Source organism: Comamonas aquatilis, from assembly GCF_965139575.1.
GTDB classification, from domain to species: Bacteria; Pseudomonadota; Gammaproteobacteria; order Burkholderiales; family Burkholderiaceae_C; genus Comamonas; species Comamonas aquatilis.
Map to the genome: position 1 here is coordinate 28,915 of NZ_CBCSIW010000009.1, position 21,595 is coordinate 50,509.

General features: G+C 62.3%; 19 protein-coding genes and 1 riboswitch. Of the genes, 9 read left to right on the top strand and 10 right to left on the bottom strand.

Annotated elements, in window-relative coordinates; genetic code table 11:
- Positions 1–5 precede the first annotated feature (5 nt).
- Positions 6–1,454 (top strand): aldehyde dehydrogenase family protein, encoded by a 1,449-nt coding sequence (locus ACNAZA_RS12520; RefSeq protein WP_415796901.1) that lies wholly within the window; start codon positions 6–8, stop codon positions 1,452–1,454.
- Between the two features lie 107 nt (positions 1,455–1,561).
- On the opposite strand, the gene ACNAZA_RS12525 is transcribed toward ACNAZA_RS12520, so the two are convergent.
- From ACNAZA_RS12525 to ACNAZA_RS12535, 3 genes are all read right to left on the bottom strand, one after another.
- Positions 1,562–1,909: a DUF4148 domain-containing protein gene (locus ACNAZA_RS12525; RefSeq protein WP_415796902.1), complete on the bottom strand. Its 348-nt coding sequence runs from the start codon at positions 1,907–1,909 to the stop codon at positions 1,562–1,564.
- Positions 1,910–2,174: 265 nt separating this feature from the next.
- On the bottom strand, positions 2,175–2,870 hold the full coding sequence (locus ACNAZA_RS12530) for an LrgB family protein (protein WP_415796903.1): 696 nt from the start codon (positions 2,868–2,870) through the stop codon (positions 2,175–2,177).
- 5 nt (positions 2,871–2,875) lie between these two features.
- On the bottom strand, positions 2,876–3,328 hold the full coding sequence (locus ACNAZA_RS12535) for a CidA/LrgA family protein (protein WP_415796904.1): 453 nt from the start codon (positions 3,326–3,328) through the stop codon (positions 2,876–2,878).
- A gap of 76 nt (positions 3,329–3,404) precedes the next feature.
- Between ACNAZA_RS12535 and ACNAZA_RS12540 the strand changes: the two genes are divergently transcribed.
- Both ACNAZA_RS12540 and ACNAZA_RS12545 read left to right on the top strand, forming a co-directional pair.
- Positions 3,405–4,328, top strand: coding sequence for a LysR family transcriptional regulator (locus tag ACNAZA_RS12540; RefSeq protein ID WP_415796905.1), 924 nt, complete (start codon positions 3,405–3,407; stop codon positions 4,326–4,328).
- A gap of 91 nt (positions 4,329–4,419) precedes the next feature.
- The gene (locus ACNAZA_RS12545; protein WP_415796906.1) at positions 4,420–5,076 is read left to right on the top strand and encodes a pseudouridine synthase; all 657 of its coding nucleotides are present in this window, start codon (positions 4,420–4,422) and stop codon (positions 5,074–5,076) included.
- On the opposite strand, the gene ACNAZA_RS12550 is transcribed toward ACNAZA_RS12545, so the two are convergent.
- The 4 genes from ACNAZA_RS12550 to ACNAZA_RS12565 form a co-directional block, all read right to left on the bottom strand.
- Positions 5,073–6,167, bottom strand: a complete 1,095-nt coding sequence (locus tag ACNAZA_RS12550; protein WP_415796907.1) for a hypothetical protein — start codon at positions 6,165–6,167, stop codon at positions 5,073–5,075. The two genes, ACNAZA_RS12545 and ACNAZA_RS12550, sit on opposite strands and share 4 nt — an antisense overlap.
- 131 nt (positions 6,168–6,298) lie before the next feature.
- Positions 6,299–6,715: a signal protein gene (locus ACNAZA_RS12555; RefSeq protein WP_415796908.1), complete on the bottom strand. Its 417-nt coding sequence runs from the start codon at positions 6,713–6,715 to the stop codon at positions 6,299–6,301.
- A 94-nt stretch (positions 6,716–6,809) separates the two neighbouring features.
- Positions 6,810–8,348 (bottom strand): DUF3482 domain-containing protein, encoded by a 1,539-nt coding sequence (locus tag ACNAZA_RS12560; protein WP_415796909.1) that lies wholly within the window; start codon positions 8,346–8,348, stop codon positions 6,810–6,812.
- A 2-nt stretch (positions 8,349–8,350) separates the two neighbouring features.
- On the bottom strand, positions 8,351–9,835 hold the full coding sequence (locus tag ACNAZA_RS12565; protein WP_415796910.1) for a DUF2868 domain-containing protein: 1,485 nt from the start codon (positions 9,833–9,835) through the stop codon (positions 8,351–8,353).
- A 183-nt stretch (positions 9,836–10,018) separates the two neighbouring features.
- Here ACNAZA_RS12565 and trpB point away from each other — a divergent pair, with 183 nt between their 5' ends.
- The 3 genes from trpB to ACNAZA_RS12580 all read left to right on the top strand — a co-directional run bounded on the left by trpB (position 10,019) and on the right by ACNAZA_RS12580 (position 13,027).
- Positions 10,019–11,221, top strand: coding sequence for a tryptophan synthase subunit beta (gene trpB / locus ACNAZA_RS12570; RefSeq protein ID WP_415796911.1), 1,203 nt, complete (start codon positions 10,019–10,021; stop codon positions 11,219–11,221).
- Positions 11,222–11,743: 522 nt separating this feature from the next.
- On the top strand, positions 11,744–11,941 hold the full coding sequence (locus ACNAZA_RS12575) for a hypothetical protein (protein ID WP_415796912.1): 198 nt from the start codon (positions 11,744–11,746) through the stop codon (positions 11,939–11,941).
- Positions 11,942–11,968: 27 nt separating this feature from the next.
- Positions 11,969–13,027 (top strand): GGDEF domain-containing protein, encoded by a 1,059-nt coding sequence (locus ACNAZA_RS12580; RefSeq protein WP_415796913.1) that lies wholly within the window; start codon positions 11,969–11,971, stop codon positions 13,025–13,027.
- Between the two features lie 88 nt (positions 13,028–13,115).
- On the opposite strand, the gene metH is transcribed toward ACNAZA_RS12580, so the two are convergent.
- Positions 13,116–15,893: a methionine synthase gene (gene metH / locus ACNAZA_RS12585; protein ID WP_415797002.1), complete on the bottom strand. Its 2,778-nt coding sequence runs from the start codon at positions 15,891–15,893 to the stop codon at positions 13,116–13,118.
- 34 nt (positions 15,894–15,927) lie between these two features.
- Positions 15,928–16,039, bottom strand: a riboswitch (S-adenosyl-L-homocysteine riboswitch).
- 448 nt (positions 16,040–16,487) lie between these two features.
- Here metH and gltS point away from each other — a divergent pair.
- Positions 16,488–17,723, top strand: coding sequence for a sodium/glutamate symporter (gene gltS, locus ACNAZA_RS12590; protein WP_415796914.1), 1,236 nt, complete (start codon positions 16,488–16,490; stop codon positions 17,721–17,723).
- 113 nt (positions 17,724–17,836) lie between these two features.
- On the opposite strand, the gene ACNAZA_RS12595 is transcribed toward gltS, so the two are convergent.
- Positions 17,837–18,265: a PACE efflux transporter gene (locus ACNAZA_RS12595; protein ID WP_462936554.1), complete on the bottom strand. Its 429-nt coding sequence runs from the start codon at positions 18,263–18,265 to the stop codon at positions 17,837–17,839.
- Between the two features lie 179 nt (positions 18,266–18,444).
- Here ACNAZA_RS12595 and ACNAZA_RS12600 point away from each other — a divergent pair, with 179 nt between their 5' ends.
- Together ACNAZA_RS12600 and ACNAZA_RS12605 are read left to right on the top strand one after the other, a co-directional pair.
- Positions 18,445–19,365: a LysR family transcriptional regulator gene (locus ACNAZA_RS12600; RefSeq protein WP_415796916.1), complete on the top strand. Its 921-nt coding sequence runs from the start codon at positions 18,445–18,447 to the stop codon at positions 19,363–19,365.
- A 95-nt stretch (positions 19,366–19,460) separates the two neighbouring features.
- Positions 19,461–20,390 (top strand): PPK2 family polyphosphate kinase, encoded by a 930-nt coding sequence (locus ACNAZA_RS12605; RefSeq protein WP_415796917.1) that lies wholly within the window; start codon positions 19,461–19,463, stop codon positions 20,388–20,390.
- Between the two features lie 120 nt (positions 20,391–20,510).
- Here ACNAZA_RS12605 and ACNAZA_RS12610 read toward each other — a convergent pair whose 3' ends face one another.
- Positions 20,511–21,434: a fumarylacetoacetate hydrolase family protein gene (locus tag ACNAZA_RS12610; protein WP_415796918.1), complete on the bottom strand. Its 924-nt coding sequence runs from the start codon at positions 21,432–21,434 to the stop codon at positions 20,511–20,513.
- Between the last annotated feature and the right edge of the window lie 161 nt (positions 21,435–21,595).

The following is a 21,595-nucleotide window of genomic DNA, read 5'->3' on the forward strand; positions in this document are numbered from 1 at the left end:
CTGTGATGTCTCGTTTTGACAATCTGATTGCCGGCCAATGGACGGCTGGCAAAAGCTACGCCCCCAACCTCAACCCCAGCGATCTGTCCGATGTCATCGGCGAATACGCCCAGGGCGATGCCAGTGATGTGGAAGCGGCCGTGGCCGCTGCCACGGCCGCTTTCCCGGCCTGGTCCACATCGGGCATCCAGGCCCGTTCCGACGTGCTGGACAAGATCGGCAGCGAGATTCTGGCCCGCAAGGAAGAGCTGGGCGATCTGCTGGCCCGCGAGGAAGGCAAAACCCGCGCCGAAGGCATTGGCGAAGTGGCCCGTGCCGGCCAGATTTTCAAATTCTTTGCCGGCGAATGCCTGCGCCTGGCCGGCGAGTCCCTGCCTTCCGTACGTCCCGGCATTGGCGTGGAGATCACCCGCGAGCCCATTGGCGTGGTCGGCCTGATCACGCCCTGGAACTTTCCCATTGCCATTCCCGCCTGGAAAATCGCGCCGGCCCTGGCCTTCGGCAACTGCGTGGTCTTGAAGCCTGCCGATATGGTGCCCGGCAGCGCCTGGGCCCTGGCCGATATCATTCAGCGCAGCGGCATCCCTGTCGGGGTCTTCAACCTGGTCATGGGCCGTGGCCGCGTGATCGGCGAAGCCCTGGTGCAGCACCCAGGCATTGCCGCCATCAGCTTCACCGGCTCGGTGGGTGTGGGCCGTGGCATTGCGGCGGCCTGCGTGGCATCGGGCAAGAAAGTGCAACTGGAGATGGGCGGCAAGAACCCACAAGTGGTGCTGGATGATGCCGATCTGGCACAAGCCGTGGAGCTGTCCGCACAAAGCTGCTTTTACTCCACCGGCCAGCGCTGCACGGCGTCCAGTCGCCTGATCGTCACCGACAAGATCTATCCGGCCTTTGTCGAAGCGCTGCAGGCGCGCATGGCAAAAATCAAGGTCGGTGATGCGCGTGCTGCAGGCACCGACATCGGCCCCGTGGTCAGCCAGGCCCAGCTGGAGCAAGACCTGAGCTATGTGGAAATCGCCAAGGCCGAAGGCGCAGTGCTCGCCTCGGGCGGCGGCCGCGTGGCCTGCCACACCGGCAGCGGAAAGCAAGGCTTCTTCATGCAGCCGGCCTTGCTGGTGGACACCGAAGCTGGCATGCGCATCAACCGCGAAGAAGTCTTCGGCCCCGTGGCCAGCGTGATCCGCGTCAGCGGCTACGAGGAGGCACTGGCCGTGGCCAACGACACCGAGTTCGGCCTGTCGGCCGGCATTGCCACCACCAGCCTCAAGTACGCCACCCACTTCAAGCGCCACAGCCAGGCCGGCATGGTGATGGTCAACCTGCCCACGGCAGGCGTGGACTATCACGTGCCGTTTGGCGGACGCAAGGGTTCGAGCTACGGCCCGCGCGAACAAGGGCGCTATGCCCAGGAGTTCTACACCACGGTCAAGACGGCCTACACCCTGGCCTGAGGCTTGCACCATGCAAAAAGGCACAGCCTCCAGGCTTGGAGGCTGTGCCTTTTTCTGTCTGAATCGGCCAGCTCGAAGGCGGCTCCCAGCCGGTGGGGCTATCAGCCTTAACCCGCCATGGCCCGAATGCGTGCCTCACGCTGTGCCGGCGTTTCATTGAGCAGCTCCCTGATGACTTCCTGGCGTGTTTTTCCAGAGCCCATGGCCGCAGGCGCCTGCATCTGGTAGTTGCCGTCACCGTAGTTCAGCAGACCTTGGCGCAGGGCGGTCTCAGTCTCCGCCCGGACCTGAGCGCGGGTCTTCTGGCTGATGAAATGCTGTGGATGCACCACGACGCCCTTTTCGGTTGTGGTCGCGTGCTCATAGGCCGCTGAAGCCATGCCAGGCAGACCCAGAGCCACAACTGCGGCAGCGTTGGCAAGCAGCAAAGAGATGGACAGATGACGTTGGGACATGGTGCGACCTCCTGATTGAAGTTGATGAAACCTAGCTCTCTCATGCCTTGGCAGGTGAGGAGTAGATGGCTTCATCCTAGAAAGCCGACCCCAACAGAATCAGGACAGCACGGTGATATTCCTGTCATCTTTCATGGCGCAGGCAAGTGCTCGGCCCGGGCATAAAAAAGGCAGCGCCCCTTGAAGAGAAAGCGCTGCCTTTGGTCTGATTTTTAGGCCTTATCGGCCACAGATGCATACTGGATATGCGTCAGCAGCTCCTGTTTTAGAAGAACAGCATGCGTACCCAGGGCGCGGCCAGCACGTTCAGCGCGCCGGCAATCATCATCACCAGCGAGGCCATCACGGCCTGCACCTCGCCGGCCTGGCGGGCACGTGCCACGCCGCTGCCGTGGGCGGCGCCGCCCCAGCTGGCACCGGTGGCCAGTTTGCTGCGGATACGGGGCAGAAAACGCAGCACGGTCTGGCCCAGCAGCATGGCGCTGACGCCGGTGAGCAGCACAAACAGGGCCGCCAGATCGGTGGGGCCGCCCAGCACTTTTTCGGCCTCGATGGCAAACGGTGTGGTGATGGAACGCACGGCCAAGCCTTTTTGCAGCTCCTGCGACAGGCCCAATTCATGGGCCAGCAACAAGGTGCTAGCTATTGAGACCACACTGGCCACGATGACGCCGGTGGCAATCGACATCCAGTGCTTGCGCAGCAGGCTGCGATGCTCATAAAGCGGAAGCGCAAAGGCCACGGTGGTCGGCCCCAGCAGCCAGACCAGCCAATGGGTCTGGGCATAGTATTGCGGAAAGCTCACCTGGGTCAGCAGGGCCAGGCCGATCAAGACCGCTGGCGTGGCGATGATGGGCATGAGCAGCACATGGGGGTGCTGGCGGTACAGGCGCTTGTTGAGCGCATAACAGGCCAGCGTTGCCACCAAGGCCAGCACGCCTATGACATCATTGGAGAACATGCTCTTCAAGCCTTGCCGCCCGCATACAGACGGCGGCTGAATTTGCGCCGCGCCAGCCATAGCTCCAGCCGGTAGACCCGGTCTACCGCTAGCGCCGTCACGGCCATCACGCAAGCGGTGCTGGCCACGATGACGGCCAGAATGCGCAGACCCTGGTGGCGGATCAAATCGGGGTATTCGGTCACCACCAGCATGGCCGGCACAAAGAACAGCAGCATCTCGGCCATCAGCCAGTTGGTGCCGCCTTGCAGCCATTGCCGCTTGATCAGCCCCGAGAACAGACCCAGGGCCAGCAGCGCAAAACCCATCAGCCCAGCGGGCATGCTCCAGCCAAAGTGCTGACGCAGCACATCCATGACGATCCAAATGGCGCTGAGCACCGCAATCTGGGCCACCACTTTGACTTTGGGCAGCAGGCTGGGCAGACGCAGTACCGGGATTTGAGAAAACGAGGACATGCTGCAATCCTAGGGTTTTTACTCATATTCGTAAAATGAATTATTCTCATTTTTTCGATGCACAAAAGGCATTCCCATGGACTTGCGGGCGCTGCGCTACTTTGTCGAGGTGGTGCGCCAGAACGGCTTCACCCGTGCCGCCGAGGTCTTGCATGTGACCCAGCCCACCATCAGCAAGATGGTCAGATCGCTGGAAGAAGAGCTGGGCGGCCCGCTGTTGCTGCGCGAAGGGCGCGGCGTGCAGCTGACCGATGCGGGCCGGGTGGTGTTCGAGCGCGGCGTGACGCTGCTTGAGCAGGCCCAGTTGCTGCGCCAGGAAGTGGCCGAGGTGGATGGCATTGCGCGCGGCGAGCTGTCGGTAGGCATCATGCCCACGGCGGGCCACTATATGGCGCCGGTGATTGCGCTGTTCCAGCAACGTCACCCCGGCGTGCGTCTGCATGTGGACGAGCAAGGTGCCCGCGCCCAGCGCCAGCGCGTGCTTGACGGCTCGCTGGACATGGCCCTGGGCCTGCTCGATACCGCCGATACCGATACCGGGCTGCAAAGCTATACCTTCGCCCGCCAGAAAACCCGCGTGGCCCTGGCCGCCCATCGGGTCGGCAACGCTGAGCAGCCTTTGCGCTGGCAGGATTTGCGCGAGCTGCCCTTTGTGCTCTACACCAGCGACTTCGCCCTGCACAACGCCGTGCAGCAGCAGTGCGCGGCCGCTGGCTTCGAGCCCCGGGTACAGCTGCAGACACGCTACTGGGATTTCATCGGCGATCTGGTGGCCCAGGATGTGGGCGTGGCCGTGATGTTCGAACATGTGATCGCCAAGTTCGACCCGCAGCGCGTGGCCAGCCGTCCGCTGACCGAGCCGGAGCTGGCCTGGGATGTGGTACTGCTATGGCGCGCAGGCCATATGTCGCGGGCGGCGCGGGCCTGGCTGGACTGCGTGCGCGAGATCTATCCTCAGCCGCTACAGGGCGCCACCTTGCTCGACTATCAAAATATATAGCTGTTTGCGCTTACCTCATATGGGCTACAGCCTGTTTGACGCCAATTCTGTTCCTCGGGCACAGCTTTGGCTCAGGCGCTAAGCTCGCGGCATGCCACGTCCAACCCCGCCCAGCCGCACCTTCAGCCGCTCATCCAACCCGCGTAGCAGCGTCGTGCGCCAGAGCGCGCCCCGTCCCGAAGTACCCAGACTGCTGTGCTTTCACAAGCCCTATGGAGTGCTCAGCCAGTTCACGCCCGAGGGCAAATGGCAAGGCCTGAAAGACTGGATTGATGTGCCCGGCGTGTATGTGGCGGGCCGGCTGGACGCCGACAGCGAAGGCCTGCTGCTGCTGACCAATGACGGCCAGTTGCAGGCCCGCATTGCCGATCCGCGCCACAAGATGGAGAAGACTTACTGGGTGCAGGTGGAAGGCGTGCCCGACGCTGCCGCGCTGCAGCGCCTGCGCGATGGCGTGCAGCTCAACGACGGCCTGACCTTGCCCGCCAAGGCCCGCCTGCTCGATCCCCAGCCTCTGATGGCCGCGCGCAAGCCGCCGATCCGCGTGCGCCAGAACATTCCCGACAGCTGGATTGAGCTGATCATCCGTGAAGGCAAGAACCGCCAGGTGCGCCGCATGACGGCCGCCGTGGGCCACCCCACACTGCGCCTGGTACGAATGGCGATTGGCCCCTACACGATTGAAGGACTGGAGCCGGGGCAGTGGGTGGATGCGCTGCCGGATAGTGGCTCGGCCAGCGGCGCTTAACGCAAGGTATCGAGCTGCTGCAACGCGTCCTCGTCTTCAGGCAGGAGCGCGGCATGCCAGCGCGGCAGGCTCAGCCAGGGGCGAAAGCGGCGCCAGCCTATCTGCACCTCCTGCAGATTGCCCTGCAGCAAAGGCAGGACGGCTTCCAACTCGGACTGGCGGCTCTGTACACAGCCGCGCAGCGATGACATGGCTTGCTGGCCGCGGCCGAAAAAGCGCTGCCTGCCCAGCCATTCCGGTGACGGCAGGCATTGGGCGTAGGCCAGCTGCAAGCTACCGGCCTCGGCCCCTTCCACCACGGAAACCAGAGCCTGCAGATGCACATTGAGCTGCTCCTGCGGCATCAGCCCCGCCAGCTGCAGTTCCAGCGCATCCTCATGAAAACGATAGCGCGCAGGCAAGGCGGCGCTCAGGGTATAGCTGCTGCCGCTGCGCGAACTGGCACGGTGGTTCAAGATGCGGCTGCCCTGCTCCAGCACGGGCCGGACCAGCTGCAGCGCGGCGCGCTGGTGCTCGGCATCGTTGCGTTTGAGGGGAATGCGCAGCTGCGTGCTGTCATAGCCGCGCCACTCCTCGCGCCAGACCATCCAGCCAGCGGTATGGGGGGCAAAAAAGATCAGCACGATCACCACGAGCATGGGCACAATGCCCGCCGCCAGCGACCAGCCCGCCTTGATATCGGCCGCAGCCTGCGCATCCTTGCCCAGGCTGAGCAGATTGCCTGACAGCTTGATCAGCGCTGCAAAGCTGATGACCAGCGCGATGCCGGCACCCAGCGAGAGTTGCTCGGGCGAGAACATGCGCTGCGGCAGCTGGACCAGGGTGGCCAGCATGGCGACACAGCCCAGCAGCACCACTAGGGTCGAGAGCACATAAAACAGGGCCGGATGCTTCTGAGCCTCCTGCTGAGTATCCAGCGCCGGGTTCAGCTCCAGAGCATGCTGCAACTGCCTTCTGCGCCACCAGCGCAACGGCAGCCAAAGCAAGGCGCTTGCCAGCAGACCGACCAGGATGGATATCAGCACCGCCGAAAACGCCCAAAGAAACACTAAACCCATCAACACCATCATCAAGCCGACCAGCCACATCATCCCTCGTCACTCCCTATGTCATTGATAGCAGCTGGCGATTGGCGCATGCTGGCTACCGCCTGGTTTTACCTTAAAAAGAAAACGCGCTTGCTGCACAGGCAGACAAGCGCGTGGAGAGGAGTGAAAGTGCTTTAAGCGCAGGTCTTGTTGTTGGCGCCGTGCATGCCTGCGGCCTTGGCTTCGGCTTCCGTCATGTATTTGCCGTTCTTGGTCGTGCCATAAAAGCGACTGCCCTGGCAGTGGTAAATCTTGCTGTCCTCATTGGCCCAGACCTTGCCGGCACCGCCGCCTGCTGCAGCCGTTTTTGCCGTCTTGGCCGCTGGTGCCGGCGTCGCGGCGGCTGCGGGTTTTCCGGTCGCTGCAGGTGCCGATGCCGGTGCGGCCTTGGTCGCTGGCATGGCCGCGGCTGCAGGCGGCGTCTTGGCGGCAGGCGCGGGGGCCGTCTTGGCTGCCGGTGCGGTAGCGGGCGCCGCCTGTGTCTGGGCGAAGCTGGTCAAGGAACTGCCCATCAAGGCTGCAGCCAGCCACAAAGTCCATGTGTTGCGCATCAATGCACTCCCGGTTTGGTGGAACGCCGCGCCAGACCTGACGCGGCCGCTGCCATGCTGCGCCAGCCGACGTCAATTCGCAAGAGTGCCAGCGTCAAAAAGTGTCCGACAGCGTGGGGTAGAGCTGTTGCATCACCGCCTGCAACCCGCGCTCCAACAGCTGCTCCACATCGGTCTGAACTGCGCCGACATCGGCCGACGCATCGGCTGCACGCAAGCTGTCCCACAGCTGTGACCATTCCTCGCCTTGCGCCAGCATGGCGGTCTGCACGGCCTCGCTCCATTGCTGCGGCGCCGCAGGGCTGGTGTAGCGGCCACGGCCACGCCCGAAGTGGGAGATGAGCAGATACTTGAGCAGCACCTGGGCTGCCAAGGCGTTCAGATAGTCGCTCGAGAGCTGAAAAGTCTGCGCCTGCTGGTCAAACATCTTGTTCGCACCCCAGGCCGCGCCCGCAAACGTGGCCGCCCCCACCAGCGCCCCCAGCAAGGCACCCGCGCCCAGCGTGAGGCCGCCGGCCACCAGATCCGCCCCCAGGCCGGTGGCGGCACCCGCCGTCAGCGCCCCCCAGAGGCTGGCGGCCTGGGGATCGAGCGGCGTGCTCACCTTGAGCTGGCTTTGCAACTGCTCTTCGATCTGGCTGGCGGCCTTACCGTCCAGCTGGTGGATCTCCAGCAAGCGCTGCGTGGTTTGCATATCGGCCTGGTGCAGCGTCTGCATCAACCGCTGCACGGCGGCCCTGGCCTGCGGCTCCAGGGCCTCGGTCTCTCCCTTGTTCTTGCCCAGCTTGGCGGCGAGGCTGCTCAGGCCGTGCCAGGCACGCGCCAGCAGCTTGCCCTGGGCCGGGTCCATGCGCTCCTGCAAGCGGGCCGAGGCGACCAATTGCTCGGCCATGGCCCGCAGGCTTTGCGCCTGCCGCTGCGCCTGACGCTGGGCACGCTCTTGCAGCAGGCGCTCGTATGCGGCCTGCTTGGCCTGCGGCAGCAGCGGGGCAATGCTTTGCATCATCCGGCGCTCATGCCACCAGCTGCGGGTGAAGGCATCGAGCACCAGCACGTCCTGCACCGTGTCCTTGAAGGCGGCCGTAGCCTGCTTCCAGCGCTGCAGATCGTCGGCGGTCTGCTGCTGCGTGGTGTCGCTGCCGATCTGGTTGAGCAAGACGATGACGGGCTTGCCCAGCCAGCGCAGAATGCTCATCTCCGCGCTCCAGTAACCGGCATCGGCCGGGTCTTCGGCGGCGTTGACCAGATAGAGCATCACATCGGCATGATCGCGCGCGGCCAGCAGGGCGCGCTGGCTCAAAAAAAACGGTTTGTCGCGCCAGCGATCCCAGACATTGCTGAGAAACCAGCCCAGGGGATTGCCCTGCTGCCGCAGGCGCTCATACAGGCGCACGGAATCGCCAAAGCCCGGCGTATCCCACAGCCACAGCTCATCACCTTGCTGCGTTTTCTGCAGCAAATAGCGCTGCGACTGGGTGGTGACGTGGGCCCCGTCCTCGATCTCGCCCACGTCATCGGAAACCAGGGTGCGGGTCAGCGTGGTCTTGCCGATATTGGTGTGCGACAGCAGGCACCATTGAATGGTTTGCTCGGGGTCTGTGGCCAAGGCCACGGCGGTATTTTCTGTGGACATATTCAGTTTCCGGCAGCGGGGATCAGCGTGACATGCAAGCCTGCGCGGCGTACAAAGTCTTGCCACAGATGCTCGCGCTCCTGCACACGGCCGGGTGCGCCGGTGTTGCGGGCACGAAAGTCCTGCGCCCACAGCCAGACGTCCGTCTGCGCCCCCCAGTAATGCAAGACCTGGCCGAGCAGGGCACCGTGAATCTCGGCCTCGGGCGTGGCGGCCAGATTGAGCAGCAGCACTTGCTGGCCGGCACCGTCCAGCGCCTGCGGCAAAGGCGAGCCATAAGCCAGCGCAGGCAGCAGCGTCAGCTGCGCGCCGGCGCCATAGCTTTGCACCACATGGTTGCGCAACACGGCTTCGCGTTCGGGGGTGAGGTCCAGGCTGTAGGGCTGGACCAGCAGCTGCGTGGCCCGGCCCGCCCAGTCGCGCTGAAGTTTTTGAAAATACGGCTGCTGCAAAGGCAGGGCCATATGGCGCTTCATCCAGCCCAGGCGCACGCCCTGCCACAGCGCCAGCAACAAACGCGGCCCTATCACCGTAATGCACAGCAGCAAGGTATAGAGCTGCACCCAGCGCTCGCCCACCGTGGGGCGCTCCAGCCACTGGCTCAGGCCCGCAACCACCTCGGGGGTGCCGCTGGGCACCCAGCCCTGCAGTGCACGGATCTCTTCCAGACTCCAGGGGGCGGCACCTACCAGCCAGTGAACCGGGGCAAACAGAATGTTGAGGCAGGTCTGCACGGCCGCAGGCGAGAGAAACGTGCTCTCCCAGCCCACCTGATATTCACGGGTCAGCCCTGTGATCCACAGCGACGCCAGCGCTCCCAGCGCCAGCATGGCCGCGCCCAGATGCAGGCACAGCAGCCATTGCGCATGGCGCTGGCGGCGGCTGATCTGCCACCAGTTGCGCTCAAAGGTCAGTGCCAGCTTGCGCAGGCCGGTGCCGGCCGTCAGCTGTGCGCGCCTGGCAGCCAGCTTTTGCAGCCAGCCGCTGGAGGCGCTTGCCGCCTCGGCTGCATTGGCGACATGGGCCTGTGTAGGCGCCAGCGGCAGCAGCACCTCGGGCTTGCGCCTCACCAGCGCCCGCAGGCCGCCGACGATCAGCAGCCCATAGACCAGCAGATTCCACAGCACAATGCCTATCAGCGAAAGCGATAGCAGATCGACCCGGTGCGGATCTGTGATGGCATGGCCCAGATAGCCCAGCACCAGCGCCGCCGCCAGGATGCCGATAACCGCCCAGCGCGATACACCGGCCGAGCGCAGCCACAGCGCGCGGATGTCGGCAGGCAGCTGCGCATTGGCAATGATGCGTTTGGCACGCTCCTGCAGGAATGCGGCAAAGGCGGTGCTGCCCTCACCGCTCTTGCCCAGGGCATGCAGACTCTCCTGCGTGATGGCATTGCAGCGCGCGGCCGTGGGCAGACTCTCATGGGGCGCTGCAGTCTCTATGGCATGCGCAAAGACAATGTCGCGGACGGTTCTGGCTTTCATGGCCTTATTGTGTTGCAGGCCGCAGCGGACGGCCAAAAATACCAAAACAATAGCTGTAAACGCTTGTGATATATGGGCTGGCGTCCATTTCTGCTCTGACAGGCTCGGGCTTGTCTGCATCGGCAGCGCATAGCGGCTGTGATATGAAGACGGTCTCATAACCATGACACCAGGAGACAAGCAATGAGCAAAAATCCCGCGGCCATGCCGGACGCCAACGGCTTTTTCGGCCCCTACGGGGGTCAGCTGGTGCCGCCCGACCTGAAAAAGTGCATGGATGAAATCTCGCAAGCCTATGACGAGATCGTCCAGCGCCAGGATTTTCAGGACGAGCTGGCCGCCCTGTTTGCCGACTATGTAGGTCGCCCCAGCCCGATTTTTCACGCCAAGCGTCTGTCGGATCAATTGGGCGGCGCGCAGATCCACCTCAAACGCGAAGACCTGAACCACACTGGTGCGCACAAGATCAATCACTGCTTGGGCGAAGCCTTGCTGGCCAAGTTCATGGGCAAGAAAAAAGTGATTGCCGAAACCGGCGCCGGCCAGCACGGCGTGGCGCTAGCCACGGCCTGCGCTCTGGTGGGTATTCCCTGTGAGATTCACATGGGCCAGGTGGACATAGAGAAAGAGCACCCCAACGTCACCAAGATGCGCATTCTGGGCTGCACCCTGGTGCCCGTCACGCGCGGCGCCGCCACTTTGAAGGAAGCGGTGGACAGCGCCTTCGAGGTCTATCTGCAAGACCCCGTGAACACCATCTATGCCATTGGCTCGGTGGTCGGCCCCCACCCCTTTCCCATGATGGTGCGCGACTTCCAATCCATCGTGGGACGCGAGGCCCGAGAGCAGTTCCAGCACAAGCATGGCAAGCTGCCCGACCATGTGGCCGCATGCGTGGGCGGCGGCAGCAACGCCATGGGCATCTTCACGGCCTTTCTGAACGACGCATCCGTGCACCTGGTGGGCGTGGAGCCTGCAGGCGAAGGCATTGACAAGCCCGGCCGCCATGCCGCGACCCTCTCGGTGGGCAAGCCCGGCGAGATTCACGGCATGAAGTGCTATGTGCTGGAAAACGCCGACGGCACGCCCGCCGCCGTGCACAGCATTGCCTCGGGCCTGGACTACCCCGGCGTGGGCCCGCAGCACAGCTATCTGAAGGACCTGGGCCGGGTGGACTACCAATCGGTGGACGACAAGGCCTGCCTTGACGCCTTCATGACGCTGTCGCGCGTGGAAGGCATCATCCCCGCACTGGAGAGCGCCCATGCCGTGGCCTGGGCCATACGCGAGGCACCCAAGCTGAGCCGCGATCAGCACATTCTGGTCAACCTCTCGGGCCGCGGCGACAAGGACGCGGATTACGTGGCCAAAAAGCTGGGGCTGTAACCACAGCGCCGAGAGACTCGCCCAGTGCGAAAAGCGGTAGCTCGGCGCTCTTGTCACCTTCACGCCGTCCGGCAGCCGCCAGACCCGGGCGATAAACAAGCACCAGCGGGGTCAGCCATGCGCTGACGCCGCAGATTCACGCCAGTGGCATGACTTTCAACGAAGTCGGCGCTGGCGCTGCTCTTGCGCGGCCATGGGTGCTGGTGCCCCGCGCTGAAGCCTTGCAGGCGAGCGGAGCCCATGCGCAACAGTCCATGAGCTGCGTGCTCGCGCCGCCATCCTTGCTCGCCCCAAAAAACCGGGCCCGGCTCGGACGCTTGCCCTGGCATTCACCGGTCTGAGTCCGGGAAAATCTGTCTTCAAGCGGATTTTTGCAACAGCGTCATGACAAAACATGAGCGCTTGATTTTCGTTATCAGGCGTGGACTGTCCATATAATTTTGCACTTTAACCGTCGGGGTGGGAAAAGGTAGCTATCGTTGGCACGCGCGATGCTTCCGATTCGATATTTAAGGATTTGCTATGGATAGACTGGGTGAAGAATTACAAGATTTCATGAATGGAATCGCAGCCAGCGTGGCTTTGATTCGTGTGAATGAAGATGGTTTGGCCGTCAGCTCTTGCAATGAGATATTCTTCGACATGATGGGGGCCAAAAGAAACTCCATTCATCGCTATCCATTTTCTCTAGAAACAATCGTCCCCAATTATGCAAGATGAGAGCTGCGTTTAGCCGTTATTAATTGCTTGGCTGATGGTGTTTCTCATGAGTTGGAGCAGGCCTATGATTTGAAAGATGGAACGCACTGGTGGCGTTTGTCTTTGAAGCCATTCAAGAAATCAGCCAACTCCGAAACGGCCGAAGGGGTTTTTCTCACCGGAATAGAAATCACAAAAAAAATGCTGCTGATGCATGATCTTGAAGTCAGCACATCACGTTTTCGGTCGGTTGTGGATGCCGCATACGATGCCATCATCACCATCGATCAGCAGCATCACATCACCTTGTTCAATCGGGCCGCAGAAGGCTTGTTCGGTTACGACCAGGAAGAAATGCTGGACCAGCCGCTGGAAGTATTGCTTCCTCCCGCGGCCCGCGAAGGTCACCGGGGATATGTGCATCAGTTTGCGCGTTCTCCAGTGCGCTCCAGACAAATGGACGAGCGAAACCGGATTTACGGACTTCATAAAGACGGAAGCCGCATCCCGGTAGAAATCGCCATCTCTAAAATCACCGTGAATGGGCTGGTGGAATTTACCGCGATTATCAGAGACATCACGGACAAGGTGCACCTGGTTGATCTTTTGCACCGCCAGGCGGCAGTCGATGATTTAACCGGACTGCCCAATCGCCGCGAATTCAATGATGTGGCCAGGAGCTTGTTTGAGACAGAAAATCCACTCTCCATACTAATGATGGATCTGGATAACTTCAAGCTGGTTAATGACACTTATGGTCATGAAGGCGGAGATGATGTGCTGAAAGCCTTTGCGTCCATCGCCCGTGAAACCATAGGAAAAGAACATATTGTCGCCAGACTTGGCGGGGAAGAATTTGTTGCCTGCCTGATTAATACGAATAAGGAAGAGGCACTTCAAATAGCAGAAAATTTAAGAAAGAAAATCTCTGACAGAGATTTTTCCTATTCTTGGCCAGAAGACAGAGCCATCCCCTTTACCTTGAGCATAGGCGTGGCCGTGAAAGGCACCAAAGACAGAGAGATGTCAAATTTGCTCAGAAGAGCCGATGAAGGACTGTATTTGGCCAAAGAGAACGGCCGCAACCGAGTCGAGGCGATTGGCTGATCTGGCCCGAGCTCAGACGGCTGCCATTGCATAAAGCCGTCTGAGATCAGAGCAAATCAGGCTTGCAGCCTCATGGCTGCAAGAAAAATCAAGCCAGATTCGGGGCCAGATACCGGCGCAGCTCCTCGATATCCATACCGCGACGCGCAGCCATATCGGCCAGCTGGTCTTCGCCGATTTCGCCCACGTTGAAGTAGGTGGCTTCGGGGTAGCCGATGTAAAAGCCGCTGACGCTGGAAGCGGGGTTCATGGCCAGGCTTTCGGTCAGCGTCATGCCGATTTCCTCGGCCTGCAGCGTCTTGAACAGGTCCCACTTGGCCGTATGGTCGGGGCAGGCCGGATAGCCTGGCGCGGGGCGAATACCCTGGTATTGCTCCTTGATGAGTTCCTCGTTGCTGAGGTTTTCATCGGCCGCATAGCCCCACAGGTCTTTGCGCACGCGCTGGTGCAGACATTCGGCAAAAGCTTCGGCCAGGCGGTCGGCCAGGGCCTTGAACATGATGCCGCTGTAGTCGTCCAGTGCGGCTTCAAACTCCCTGTCCTTCTTCTCGGCACCGATACCGGCCGTGACGGCGAACAGACCTGCATAGTCGGCGATGCCCGATTCCTTGGTGGCCACAAAGTCAGCCAGGCAGCGGCTGGGGCGCATCACGGGCCGGCCATCCGGGCCGTCAATCGCCTGCTTTTCGGTTTGCTGGCGCATCCCGTACCAGGTCATCAGCACCTGAGTTCGCGATTCGTCGGTGTAGAACTCGATGTCATCGCCCACGCGGTTGGCGGGGAACAGGCCCATCACGCCATTGGCCTGCAGCCAGCGGCCTTCGATGATTTTCTTGAGCATGGCCTGGGCATCGGCCTGCACCTTGCGCGCTTCCACGCCGACGATTTCGTCGTCGAGGATGGCGGGATAGGCACCTGCCAGGTCCCAGGTCTGAAAGAACGGACCCCAGTCGATGAACTGGGCAATCTCGGCCAAGTCAAAGTTCTTGAACACGCGACGACCCTGGGCACGCGGTGCCACGGGCGGGTGGGCGGCAAAGTCCACGGGCGTGGCATTGGCGCGGGCCTTTTCCAAAGGCCACAGCGGCGTCTTCTTCTTGTTGGCGTGCTGGGTGCGCACCTTGTCGTAGTCGGCCTGCACTTCCTGCAGATAGGCCTCCTTGTTCTCGCCCAGCAGGCTTTGCGCCACGCTCACGCTGCGCGAGGCATCGGGCACATACAGCACCGGGCCTTCGTACTTGGGCGCAATCTTCACGGCAGTGTGCACGCGCGAGCAGGTGGCGCCGCCGATCAGCAGCGGAATTTTCTTGATGCGGAAGTAGTCATCCTTGTGCATCTCGCCGGCCACGTACTGCATCTCTTCCAGGCTGGGCGTGATCAGGCCAGACAGGCCGATGATGTCGGCACCCTCGGCCTTGGCGCGCGCAAGGATTTCGTGGCAGGGCACCATCACGCCCATGTTGATGACTTCGAAGTTGTTGCACTGCAAGACCACGGTGACGATGTTCTTGCCGATGTCGTGCACATCGCCCTTGACAGTGGCGATGACGATCTTGCCGCGGCTGCTCACGTCCATGCCAGCGGCTTCCTGCTGGCGTTTCTCTTCCTCGATATAGGGCACGAGATGGGCCACGGCCTGCTTCATCACGCGAGCCGATTTCACCACCTGGGGCAGGAACATCTTGCCGGCGCCAAACAGGTCGCCGACCACATTCATGCCGTCCATCAACGGGCCTTCGATCACGTGCAGCGGACGGCCGCCGCCCTGGATCACGATAGCTTGATAAGCCTCTTCCGTATCTTCGGTAATGAAGTCGGTGATGCCGTGCACCAGGGCGTGCGACAGGCGCTCGCCCACGGTTCTGGGGTGCTCGGGCGTGCCGCGCCACTCCAGCTTTTTGCTCTCGTCCTTGGCACCGCTCTTGGCGCTGTCGGCCACTTCCACCAGACGCTCGCCGGCGTCGGGGCGACGGTTCAGCACCACGTCTTCCACGCGCTCGCGCAGCACGGGCTCCAGATCGTCGTACACGCCGACCATGCCGGCGTTGACGATGCCCATGTCCATGCCGGCCTTGATGGCGTGGTACAGGAACACGGTGTGGATCGCTTCGCGCACCGGATCGTTGCCGCGGAAGGAGAAGCTCACATTGGATACGCCGCCAGACACCTTGGCACCCGGCAGGTTCTGCTTGATCCAGCGCGTGGCTTCGATGAAGTCCACGCCGTAGTTGTTGTGCTCTTCGATGCCGGTGGCCACGGCAAAGATATTGGGGTCGAAGATGATGTCCTCGGGGGCAAAACCCACTTCGTCCACCAGGATGCGGTAAGCACGCTCGCAGATTTCGATCTTGCGCTCGAAGGTGTCGGCCTGGCCTTTTTCGTCAAACGCCATCACCACGGCGGCAGCGCCATAGCGCTTGACTAGTTTTGCGTGCTTCTTGAACTCGTCAACGCCCTCTTTCATCGAGATGGAGTTGACGATGCCCTTGCCCTGGATGCAGCGCAGACCGGCTTCGATCACCTCCCACTTGGAGCTGTCCACCATGATGGGCACGCGGGCGATATCGGGCTCGGAGGCGATCAGGTTCAGAAAGCGCACCATGGCGGCCTTGCTGTCCAGCATGGCCTCGTCCATGTTCACGTCGATCACCTGGGCGCCGTTTTCCACCTGCTGGCGGGCCACGGCCAGCGCTTCTTCGTACTGCTCGTTGAGAATCAGGCGCGCAAAGGCCTTGGAGCCGGTGACGTTGGTGCGCTCGCCCACGTTGACGAACAGCGTGTCCTCGCCGATGAACACGGGCTCCAGGCCCGACAGGCGCATGGGGGGCACGGAAGAAATAGCAGTGGCGGGGATTGCAGCAGACATCATGCTCACCTGTGTGAAAACCAGAATCAGAAATAACAGGTGAGCGCCGTTGTTGCGAAGCAGCCGGCATCAGAGCCCAGCTGCTGACCCCAAGCCTGACGCACTGGTTGAACATCAACCAGCTAGCTGCAGCGCTCCTTGGGGCGAAGCCCTGCATTTTATGTCCATGCAGCCAATCTGCACCATGTGCACAAGTGAATGCGCCTTAAACCGTCAAGAGCCTCAATCGAACCAATGTGCCTGACTCCCTGCACCGCAGTCCGATCGCCTCGGCTTATTGCATGAAACCCGCGCTTTATCCCTAAAACGCCAACATTCGCCCGGGACATATCGTCAATGACGAACGCAGTCGTCTGGTTTCAAGCATATTCGCCTCCTCGGTCACGTTGATGCCAGATGAATGCCAGTTGCGCGCGCAAACGGCGGCGGGCATGCTGACGGGATAAAAGCATCGATCCTATCTGTCTAGGCTCTGGCGAATGGAGCCAAGCCGCCACATGCTGCGACGCCGATGCACTGTTCAACCCAGAGTACAGACTCGACCTCAGGAATCACCGCCGCCCCTTGACGGCGGGTGCCGATTGGAGAAAACGCATGCACGTCACTTTTGGCGCGTACTACACCCTTATTTTTGCCGTGCTGGTGCTGCTGCTGGGCAAGCTGATGACGCGGCACATCCGCTTTCTGCGCAACTTCAACATCCCCGAGCCCGTCTCCGGCGGGCTGGTGGTGTCAATGAGCATTTTCCTGCTCCATGAAACCACGGGCCTGACCCTGGGCTTTGAGTCCAGCCTGCAAGATGCTTTCATGCTGGTGTTTTTCTCCTCCATTGGTCTGAGCGCCAACCTCTCCAAGCTGCGCGAAGGCGGCACGGCGCTGCTGGTCTTTCTGGGGCTGATCGCCGGCTTCATCTTTGCGCAGAACGTGGTGGGCGTGGGCCTGGCCACCTTGCTGGGGCAAGACCCGCTGATGGGTCTGGTCGCAGGCTCCATCACTCTGATCGGCGGCCATGGCACGGCCGGGGCCTACGGCGCGATGCTGGAGAACGAATACGGCCTCACCGGCGCCACGGCGCTGGGCATTGCCTGTGCCACCTTCGGTCTGGTGATTGGCGGTCTGCTCGGCGGCCCGCTGGCCAAGCGGCTGATCACCAGCCGCCAGCTGGCCCAGCCTCGCACCGAGGCCCAGCAGCTCAGTGTCGATGCGCCCGCCGTGAGCGAGGGCAGCGACGTGGCCAATTTCGAATCCTCCAGCAAGGCGCCGCGCCTGATCACGGCCGATGCTGCCGTGGAAACCCTGGCGCTGTTCGCCGGCTGCCTGGCGTTTGCCGAACTCATGACCTCGCTGACCCAGGGCGTCATCAAGCTGCCCACCTTTGTCTGGGCCCTGGGCGGCGGCGTGATCATCCGCAATACGCTGGACTATGTGTTCAACATCAAGGTCTTTGACCGGGCCATCGACGTCTTCGGCAGCGCGGCCCTGTCGATTTATCTGTCCATTGCCCTGCTGTCGCTCAAGCTGTGGGAGCTGACGGATCTCGCCGCGCCGCTAATGATCATCCTGCTGGTGCAGACCCTGCTTCTGGCCTCGTATGCGGTCTTTGTGACCTTCCGCGTCATGGGCAAAGACTACGACGCCGCCGTGCTGGCCGCCGGCCACTGCGGCTTCGGCATGGGCGCCACGCCCACGGCTGTGGCCAATATGCAGGCCTTGACCAACCAGTACGGCCCCTCGCACAAGGCATTCCTGATCGTGCCGCTGGTGGGGGCCTTCTTCATCGACATCATCAACGCCTTTTTGCTGCAGGGCTTCATCAGCTGGCTGCGCTGATTCCCGTCACCGCTCCCCAACGAAAAAAGCGTGCACCTTGACAAGGCGCACGCTTTTTTTGATAGCTACCTGCGCTTGACTATCAAGCGCTGCAGCCGGATTTTTTACTTGACTCAGGCCGACAGATTCTGGGCCGAGGCAGGCAGACCGAACAGGCGGTCAAACGCCCAGTTGAAGGCAAAGGTGTAGACCATGAAGAACACCAGCAGGCCGGCTTCCATCACCGTCGCCTGCCACAGCGAGACGTCGAACCACCAGGCCATGAGCGGGATGAGGACCAGCGCCAAGCCGCCCTCAAAACCAATCGCATGCACCACGCGGCGCAGCACGGAGCGGCCCTTGACGGCCTGGCGTGCTTCCCATTTTTCAAATAGGTGGTTGAAGCTCAGGTTCCAGCAGATCGCAATCACCGATGCGGCGACGGCCATGACGCTGGAGTCGCCGGCCTTCTGGCCAATGGCCATGAAGATCAGGCTGGAGACGGCGATAGCGATCGCCTCGTACAAGGAGACATAGATGATGCGGCGCTTGGGGCCTTGCAGACCCGTGGCCTTGCCCGGCGCGGCAGGCGCGGAGGCTTTGACAGAAGCATGAACAGTGTGAGCGGCAGAAGAAGAAGCGGATGCCATCGCGGAGGCTTGTTGAGACATGGGCCGCAGTGTATGTTCTGAAAACTGAAGATAAAAGTCATCTCCTTTCAATTTTCCTGATAGATAACGCCATGCCATTCGCTGCCGACCAGGTTCCGCTGTTTCTTGCCGTGCTCGATGAAGGCTCGTTTTCCGCTGCCGCCCGCAAGCTGGGGCGCGTGCCCTCGGCCGTGAGCATGGCCGTGGCCCAGCTCGAAGCGGAGCTGGATTTGCCGCTGTTCGACCGCAGCGGGCGCGAGCCCCGGCCCACGGCCGCCGCCCGGGCGCTGGAGCCGCAGGCCCGTCTGCTGGCCGAGCAGCTGCAGCAGCTCAACTGGCAGGCCAGCGCCTTGCATCAGGGGCTGGAGGAAAGATTGACGCTGGCGATTGCGCCCGAGCTGCTCTCCACCCCCTGGACCGAGACGCTGGCCGCCCTGGTGCAGGAGTTTCCTGCCCTACCGATTGAAGTGCTGACCGCGCCGCAGACCGATGCCCTGCAGTTGCTGCACGCAGGCCGCGCCCATCTGGCCCTGGTGTTTGAACGCCCGGCCATTGACGGGCGCGAAGGCTTTCAGGAAATGGGGCGCGAGACGCTGCTGGCCGTGATGTCCCCTCAGTTCCCCCCCTGGCAGCAGGCGCGGGCCGAGCATGGCGAGCGCGCCCGGCTCAGCGTGGAACAGCTGGCAGCCACCCGCCAGGTGCTGGTGGCCAGTCGTGATCCGCAGCAGACCGACCCGCGCTTTGTGTTTGCCCGCCAGCTGTGGCGCACCGACAGCCACCAGGCCGCGCTGTCGCTGATTGGCGCGGGCATGGCCTGGGGCTGGCTGCCCAAGGGCCTGGTCGAGCCGCGCATTGCCGCCGGTCAGTTGCTGGAAATTCCCGTGCAAAACCTGAGCAATGGCACCACACTGTTCGTGGACTGGGTCTGGTCCAAGGAAAGCCCGCAAGGCCTGGCCGCCCGCCGCTTTGTGCAGTTGCTGCGCGAGCAGGGAGTGCCGCAGCGCCCGAGTTAAGCATTAAAACAGCCTGAAACCCATATCAATCAGGCGCACATAGCTAGATTATTCATAGCATCCGCTTTCATCCACCTTGTTCATGGAGCTGCGTTATGTCCACCCCCAGCCAGCCGGTACAGCCTTCGCCTTCCGCCGAGAATGTCTATCCTTTCGAGAGCAAGCACAAAACCCTGCGCAAGCTCTGGCAGCAATGGCAGCCCGGCGTGCCGCGCGACAGCCGCCAGCTGGACGCCGATGCGCCGCCCTCCGTGGAGCTGGCCGGCTTCGAGCCCGGAGCCAAGCCTTTTTCAGCCGGCCAGGGCAAGCAGCATGACAAGGACAGCGTCAGCGCGCTGGCCCGGGAACTCGATGGGCTGCAGAACATCTTCTATGCCGATCGGCGCTTCAAGCTGCTGGTCATACTGCAAGGCATGGATGCGGCCGGCAAGGACGGCACGCTGCGCGGCGTGTTCGGCCAGATGACGCCGCTGGGCGTGCACACCGTGGGCTGGAAAGCGCCTACCGATGCCGAAAAAGCCCATGACTATCTGTGGCGCATCCACCAGCAGGTGCCGGGCGCGGGCGAGATCGTGGTGTTCAACCGCAGCCAGTACGAGGATGTGCTGGTGCCCGTGGTCAACGGCTGGATCACGCCCGAGCAGCAGGCCCAGCGCTATGCCCAGATCAACGACTTCGAGCGCATGCTCAGCGAAAACGGCACCCTGGTCGTCAAGTTCATGCTGCACATCAGCAAGGACGAGCAGCGCCAGCGACTGCAAGAGCGACTGGACGACCCCTGCAAACACTGGAAGTTTGACGAAAGCGACCTCAAGGTACGTGCCCAGTGGGACGAGTATCAGCAGGCCTATGAAAAGCTGCTGGCCGCCACCCACACGCCCTGGGCGCCCTGGACCATTGTTCCCGCCGACTCCAAAACCCACCGCAATCTGATGATTGCCACCTTGCTGCGCGAGGTGCTGGGCAATCTGGAGCTCCAATACCCGGCGGGCTCTCCGGCGCTGGAGAAAATCCAGGTGAAGTGAAGCGACTTGCTATTACTTCAAAAGCTGCTGGCGCAGAGCTTGATTTGAATGCAGCGTGCTTTCGCTTCAAGATCAAGCAGTCGTTGGCGCAAGCAGCTTCTGTTTTGTGAGCAAACCGGCTTAAAACTGCCAGCCCAGCTGGCCCAGGCCCTCAAAAACAACGGCCAGGCGATCCCCAGCCTCAAGCTTCAGGCAGCCGCACCAACTGCCCGTGGTCACCACCGTGCCTGCAGGCACACTGCCGTAGCAGCGCGCCACATGCTGCAGCCAGTCCAGCAGCAACCAGGCCGGGTCACCCAGGCTGTGCGTGCCGGTAAAACGCCGGGGCGCCTCACCGTTCACGGCCACGGTGCAGACTTGCTGCGCCCAGTCCCGGCCCGCCAGCACTGAGGCAGGCAGCCATTCGCCCAGCGCCAGACCGCCATGGCATTGGCCGTCGGCCAGCAAGGCCAGGGCCGGCGCCTGCAAGCCGTCGCGCCAGCGCACATCCACCCATTCAATGGCCACGGCCACGTCATCTACCAGGGCCAGGGCGCTTTCGGGAGTCAGGGCGGCAGCTTGCTGCGCTGAAATGTCTTGCCCTATGCGCAAGGCGATTTCCGCCTCTGCACCGCGCAGATTGAATACGGTTGGCGGGGCGGCAGCGCAGGCCAGGCCTTGCTGCACGCCAGACTCGGGCAGGGGCACATGCAGCAGGGCCGTCTGGCGGTTGGCAGCGCCGGACTTCCAGTAGCGCGGGGCCCGGTCTGCAGGCCACCAGCCCAAGACGCCGGCCAGCGCCGACTGCACGGCGCGTGCATCTTCCTCGTTGCGCATCAGCGCCGCCACATCCGCGCCCAGGCTCATCTTCTCGCCCAGCTTGCGCGACCACCACAGCGCATCGGCCGTGGCATAGGCATCTTCATGCAGGGCCGGAGCCAGCTGCGCCCAATCGGGCAGCACATCCTGCACGTCCCGCAACTCGGGGGCCAAACCCATGGGCGGAGTGTTGGCAAAAGGGGCGGGGCCGCACCAGCCGTCTTGGCAATCGTTGTTTTCAGACATGCAAGCATGATGGCAAATTCCGCGCCCGGTTGCGTATTCCCCTGACAACACTGGACAGCATCGGCGGTTTTTCAGGGTTATGCGTTAAATGCATAAGACCCCAAGCAACAAGCCTTGGACAAGCCACAAAGCCCCGCGCACACTGTAGTTCCCGGACAGCG

What these genes read in the sequence shown, in the direction of transcription:
- ACNAZA_RS12520 (WP_415796901.1), top strand. Translation starts at nt 6, where the DNA reads ATGTCTCGTTTTGACAATCTGATTGCCGGCCAATGGACGGCTGGCAAA.
- ACNAZA_RS12525 (WP_415796902.1), bottom strand. Translation starts at nt 1,909, where the DNA reads ATGTCCCAACGTCATCTGTCCATCTCTTTGCTGCTTGCCAACGCTGCC.
- ACNAZA_RS12530 (WP_415796903.1), bottom strand. Translation starts at nt 2,870, where the DNA reads ATGTTCTCCAATGATGTCATAGGCGTGCTGGCCTTGGTGGCAACGCTG.
- ACNAZA_RS12535 (WP_415796904.1), bottom strand. Translation starts at nt 3,328, where the DNA reads ATGTCCTCGTTTTCTCAAATCCCGGTACTGCGTCTGCCCAGCCTGCTG.
- ACNAZA_RS12540 (WP_415796905.1), top strand. Translation starts at nt 3,405, where the DNA reads ATGGACTTGCGGGCGCTGCGCTACTTTGTCGAGGTGGTGCGCCAGAAC.
- ACNAZA_RS12545 (WP_415796906.1), top strand. Translation starts at nt 4,420, where the DNA reads ATGCCACGTCCAACCCCGCCCAGCCGCACCTTCAGCCGCTCATCCAAC.
- ACNAZA_RS12550 (WP_415796907.1), bottom strand. Translation starts at nt 6,167, where the DNA reads ATGATGTGGCTGGTCGGCTTGATGATGGTGTTGATGGGTTTAGTGTTT.
- ACNAZA_RS12555 (WP_415796908.1), bottom strand. Translation starts at nt 6,715, where the DNA reads ATGCGCAACACATGGACTTTGTGGCTGGCTGCAGCCTTGATGGGCAGT.
- ACNAZA_RS12560 (WP_415796909.1), bottom strand. Translation starts at nt 8,348, where the DNA reads ATGTCCACAGAAAATACCGCCGTGGCCTTGGCCACAGACCCCGAGCAA.
- ACNAZA_RS12565 (WP_415796910.1), bottom strand. Translation starts at nt 9,835, where the DNA reads ATGAAAGCCAGAACCGTCCGCGACATTGTCTTTGCGCATGCCATAGAG.
- trpB (WP_415796911.1), top strand. Translation starts at nt 10,019, where the DNA reads ATGAGCAAAAATCCCGCGGCCATGCCGGACGCCAACGGCTTTTTCGGC.
- ACNAZA_RS12575 (WP_415796912.1), top strand. Translation starts at nt 11,744, where the DNA reads ATGGATAGACTGGGTGAAGAATTACAAGATTTCATGAATGGAATCGCA.
- metH (WP_415797002.1), bottom strand. Translation starts at nt 15,893, where the DNA reads ATGTCTGCTGCAATCCCCGCCACTGCTATTTCTTCCGTGCCCCCCATG.
- gltS (WP_415796914.1), top strand. Translation starts at nt 16,488, where the DNA reads ATGCACGTCACTTTTGGCGCGTACTACACCCTTATTTTTGCCGTGCTG.
- ACNAZA_RS12600 (WP_415796916.1), top strand. Translation starts at nt 18,445, where the DNA reads ATGCCATTCGCTGCCGACCAGGTTCCGCTGTTTCTTGCCGTGCTCGAT.
- ACNAZA_RS12605 (WP_415796917.1), top strand. Translation starts at nt 19,461, where the DNA reads ATGTCCACCCCCAGCCAGCCGGTACAGCCTTCGCCTTCCGCCGAGAAT.
- ACNAZA_RS12610 (WP_415796918.1), bottom strand. Translation starts at nt 21,434, where the DNA reads ATGTCTGAAAACAACGATTGCCAAGACGGCTGGTGCGGCCCCGCCCCT.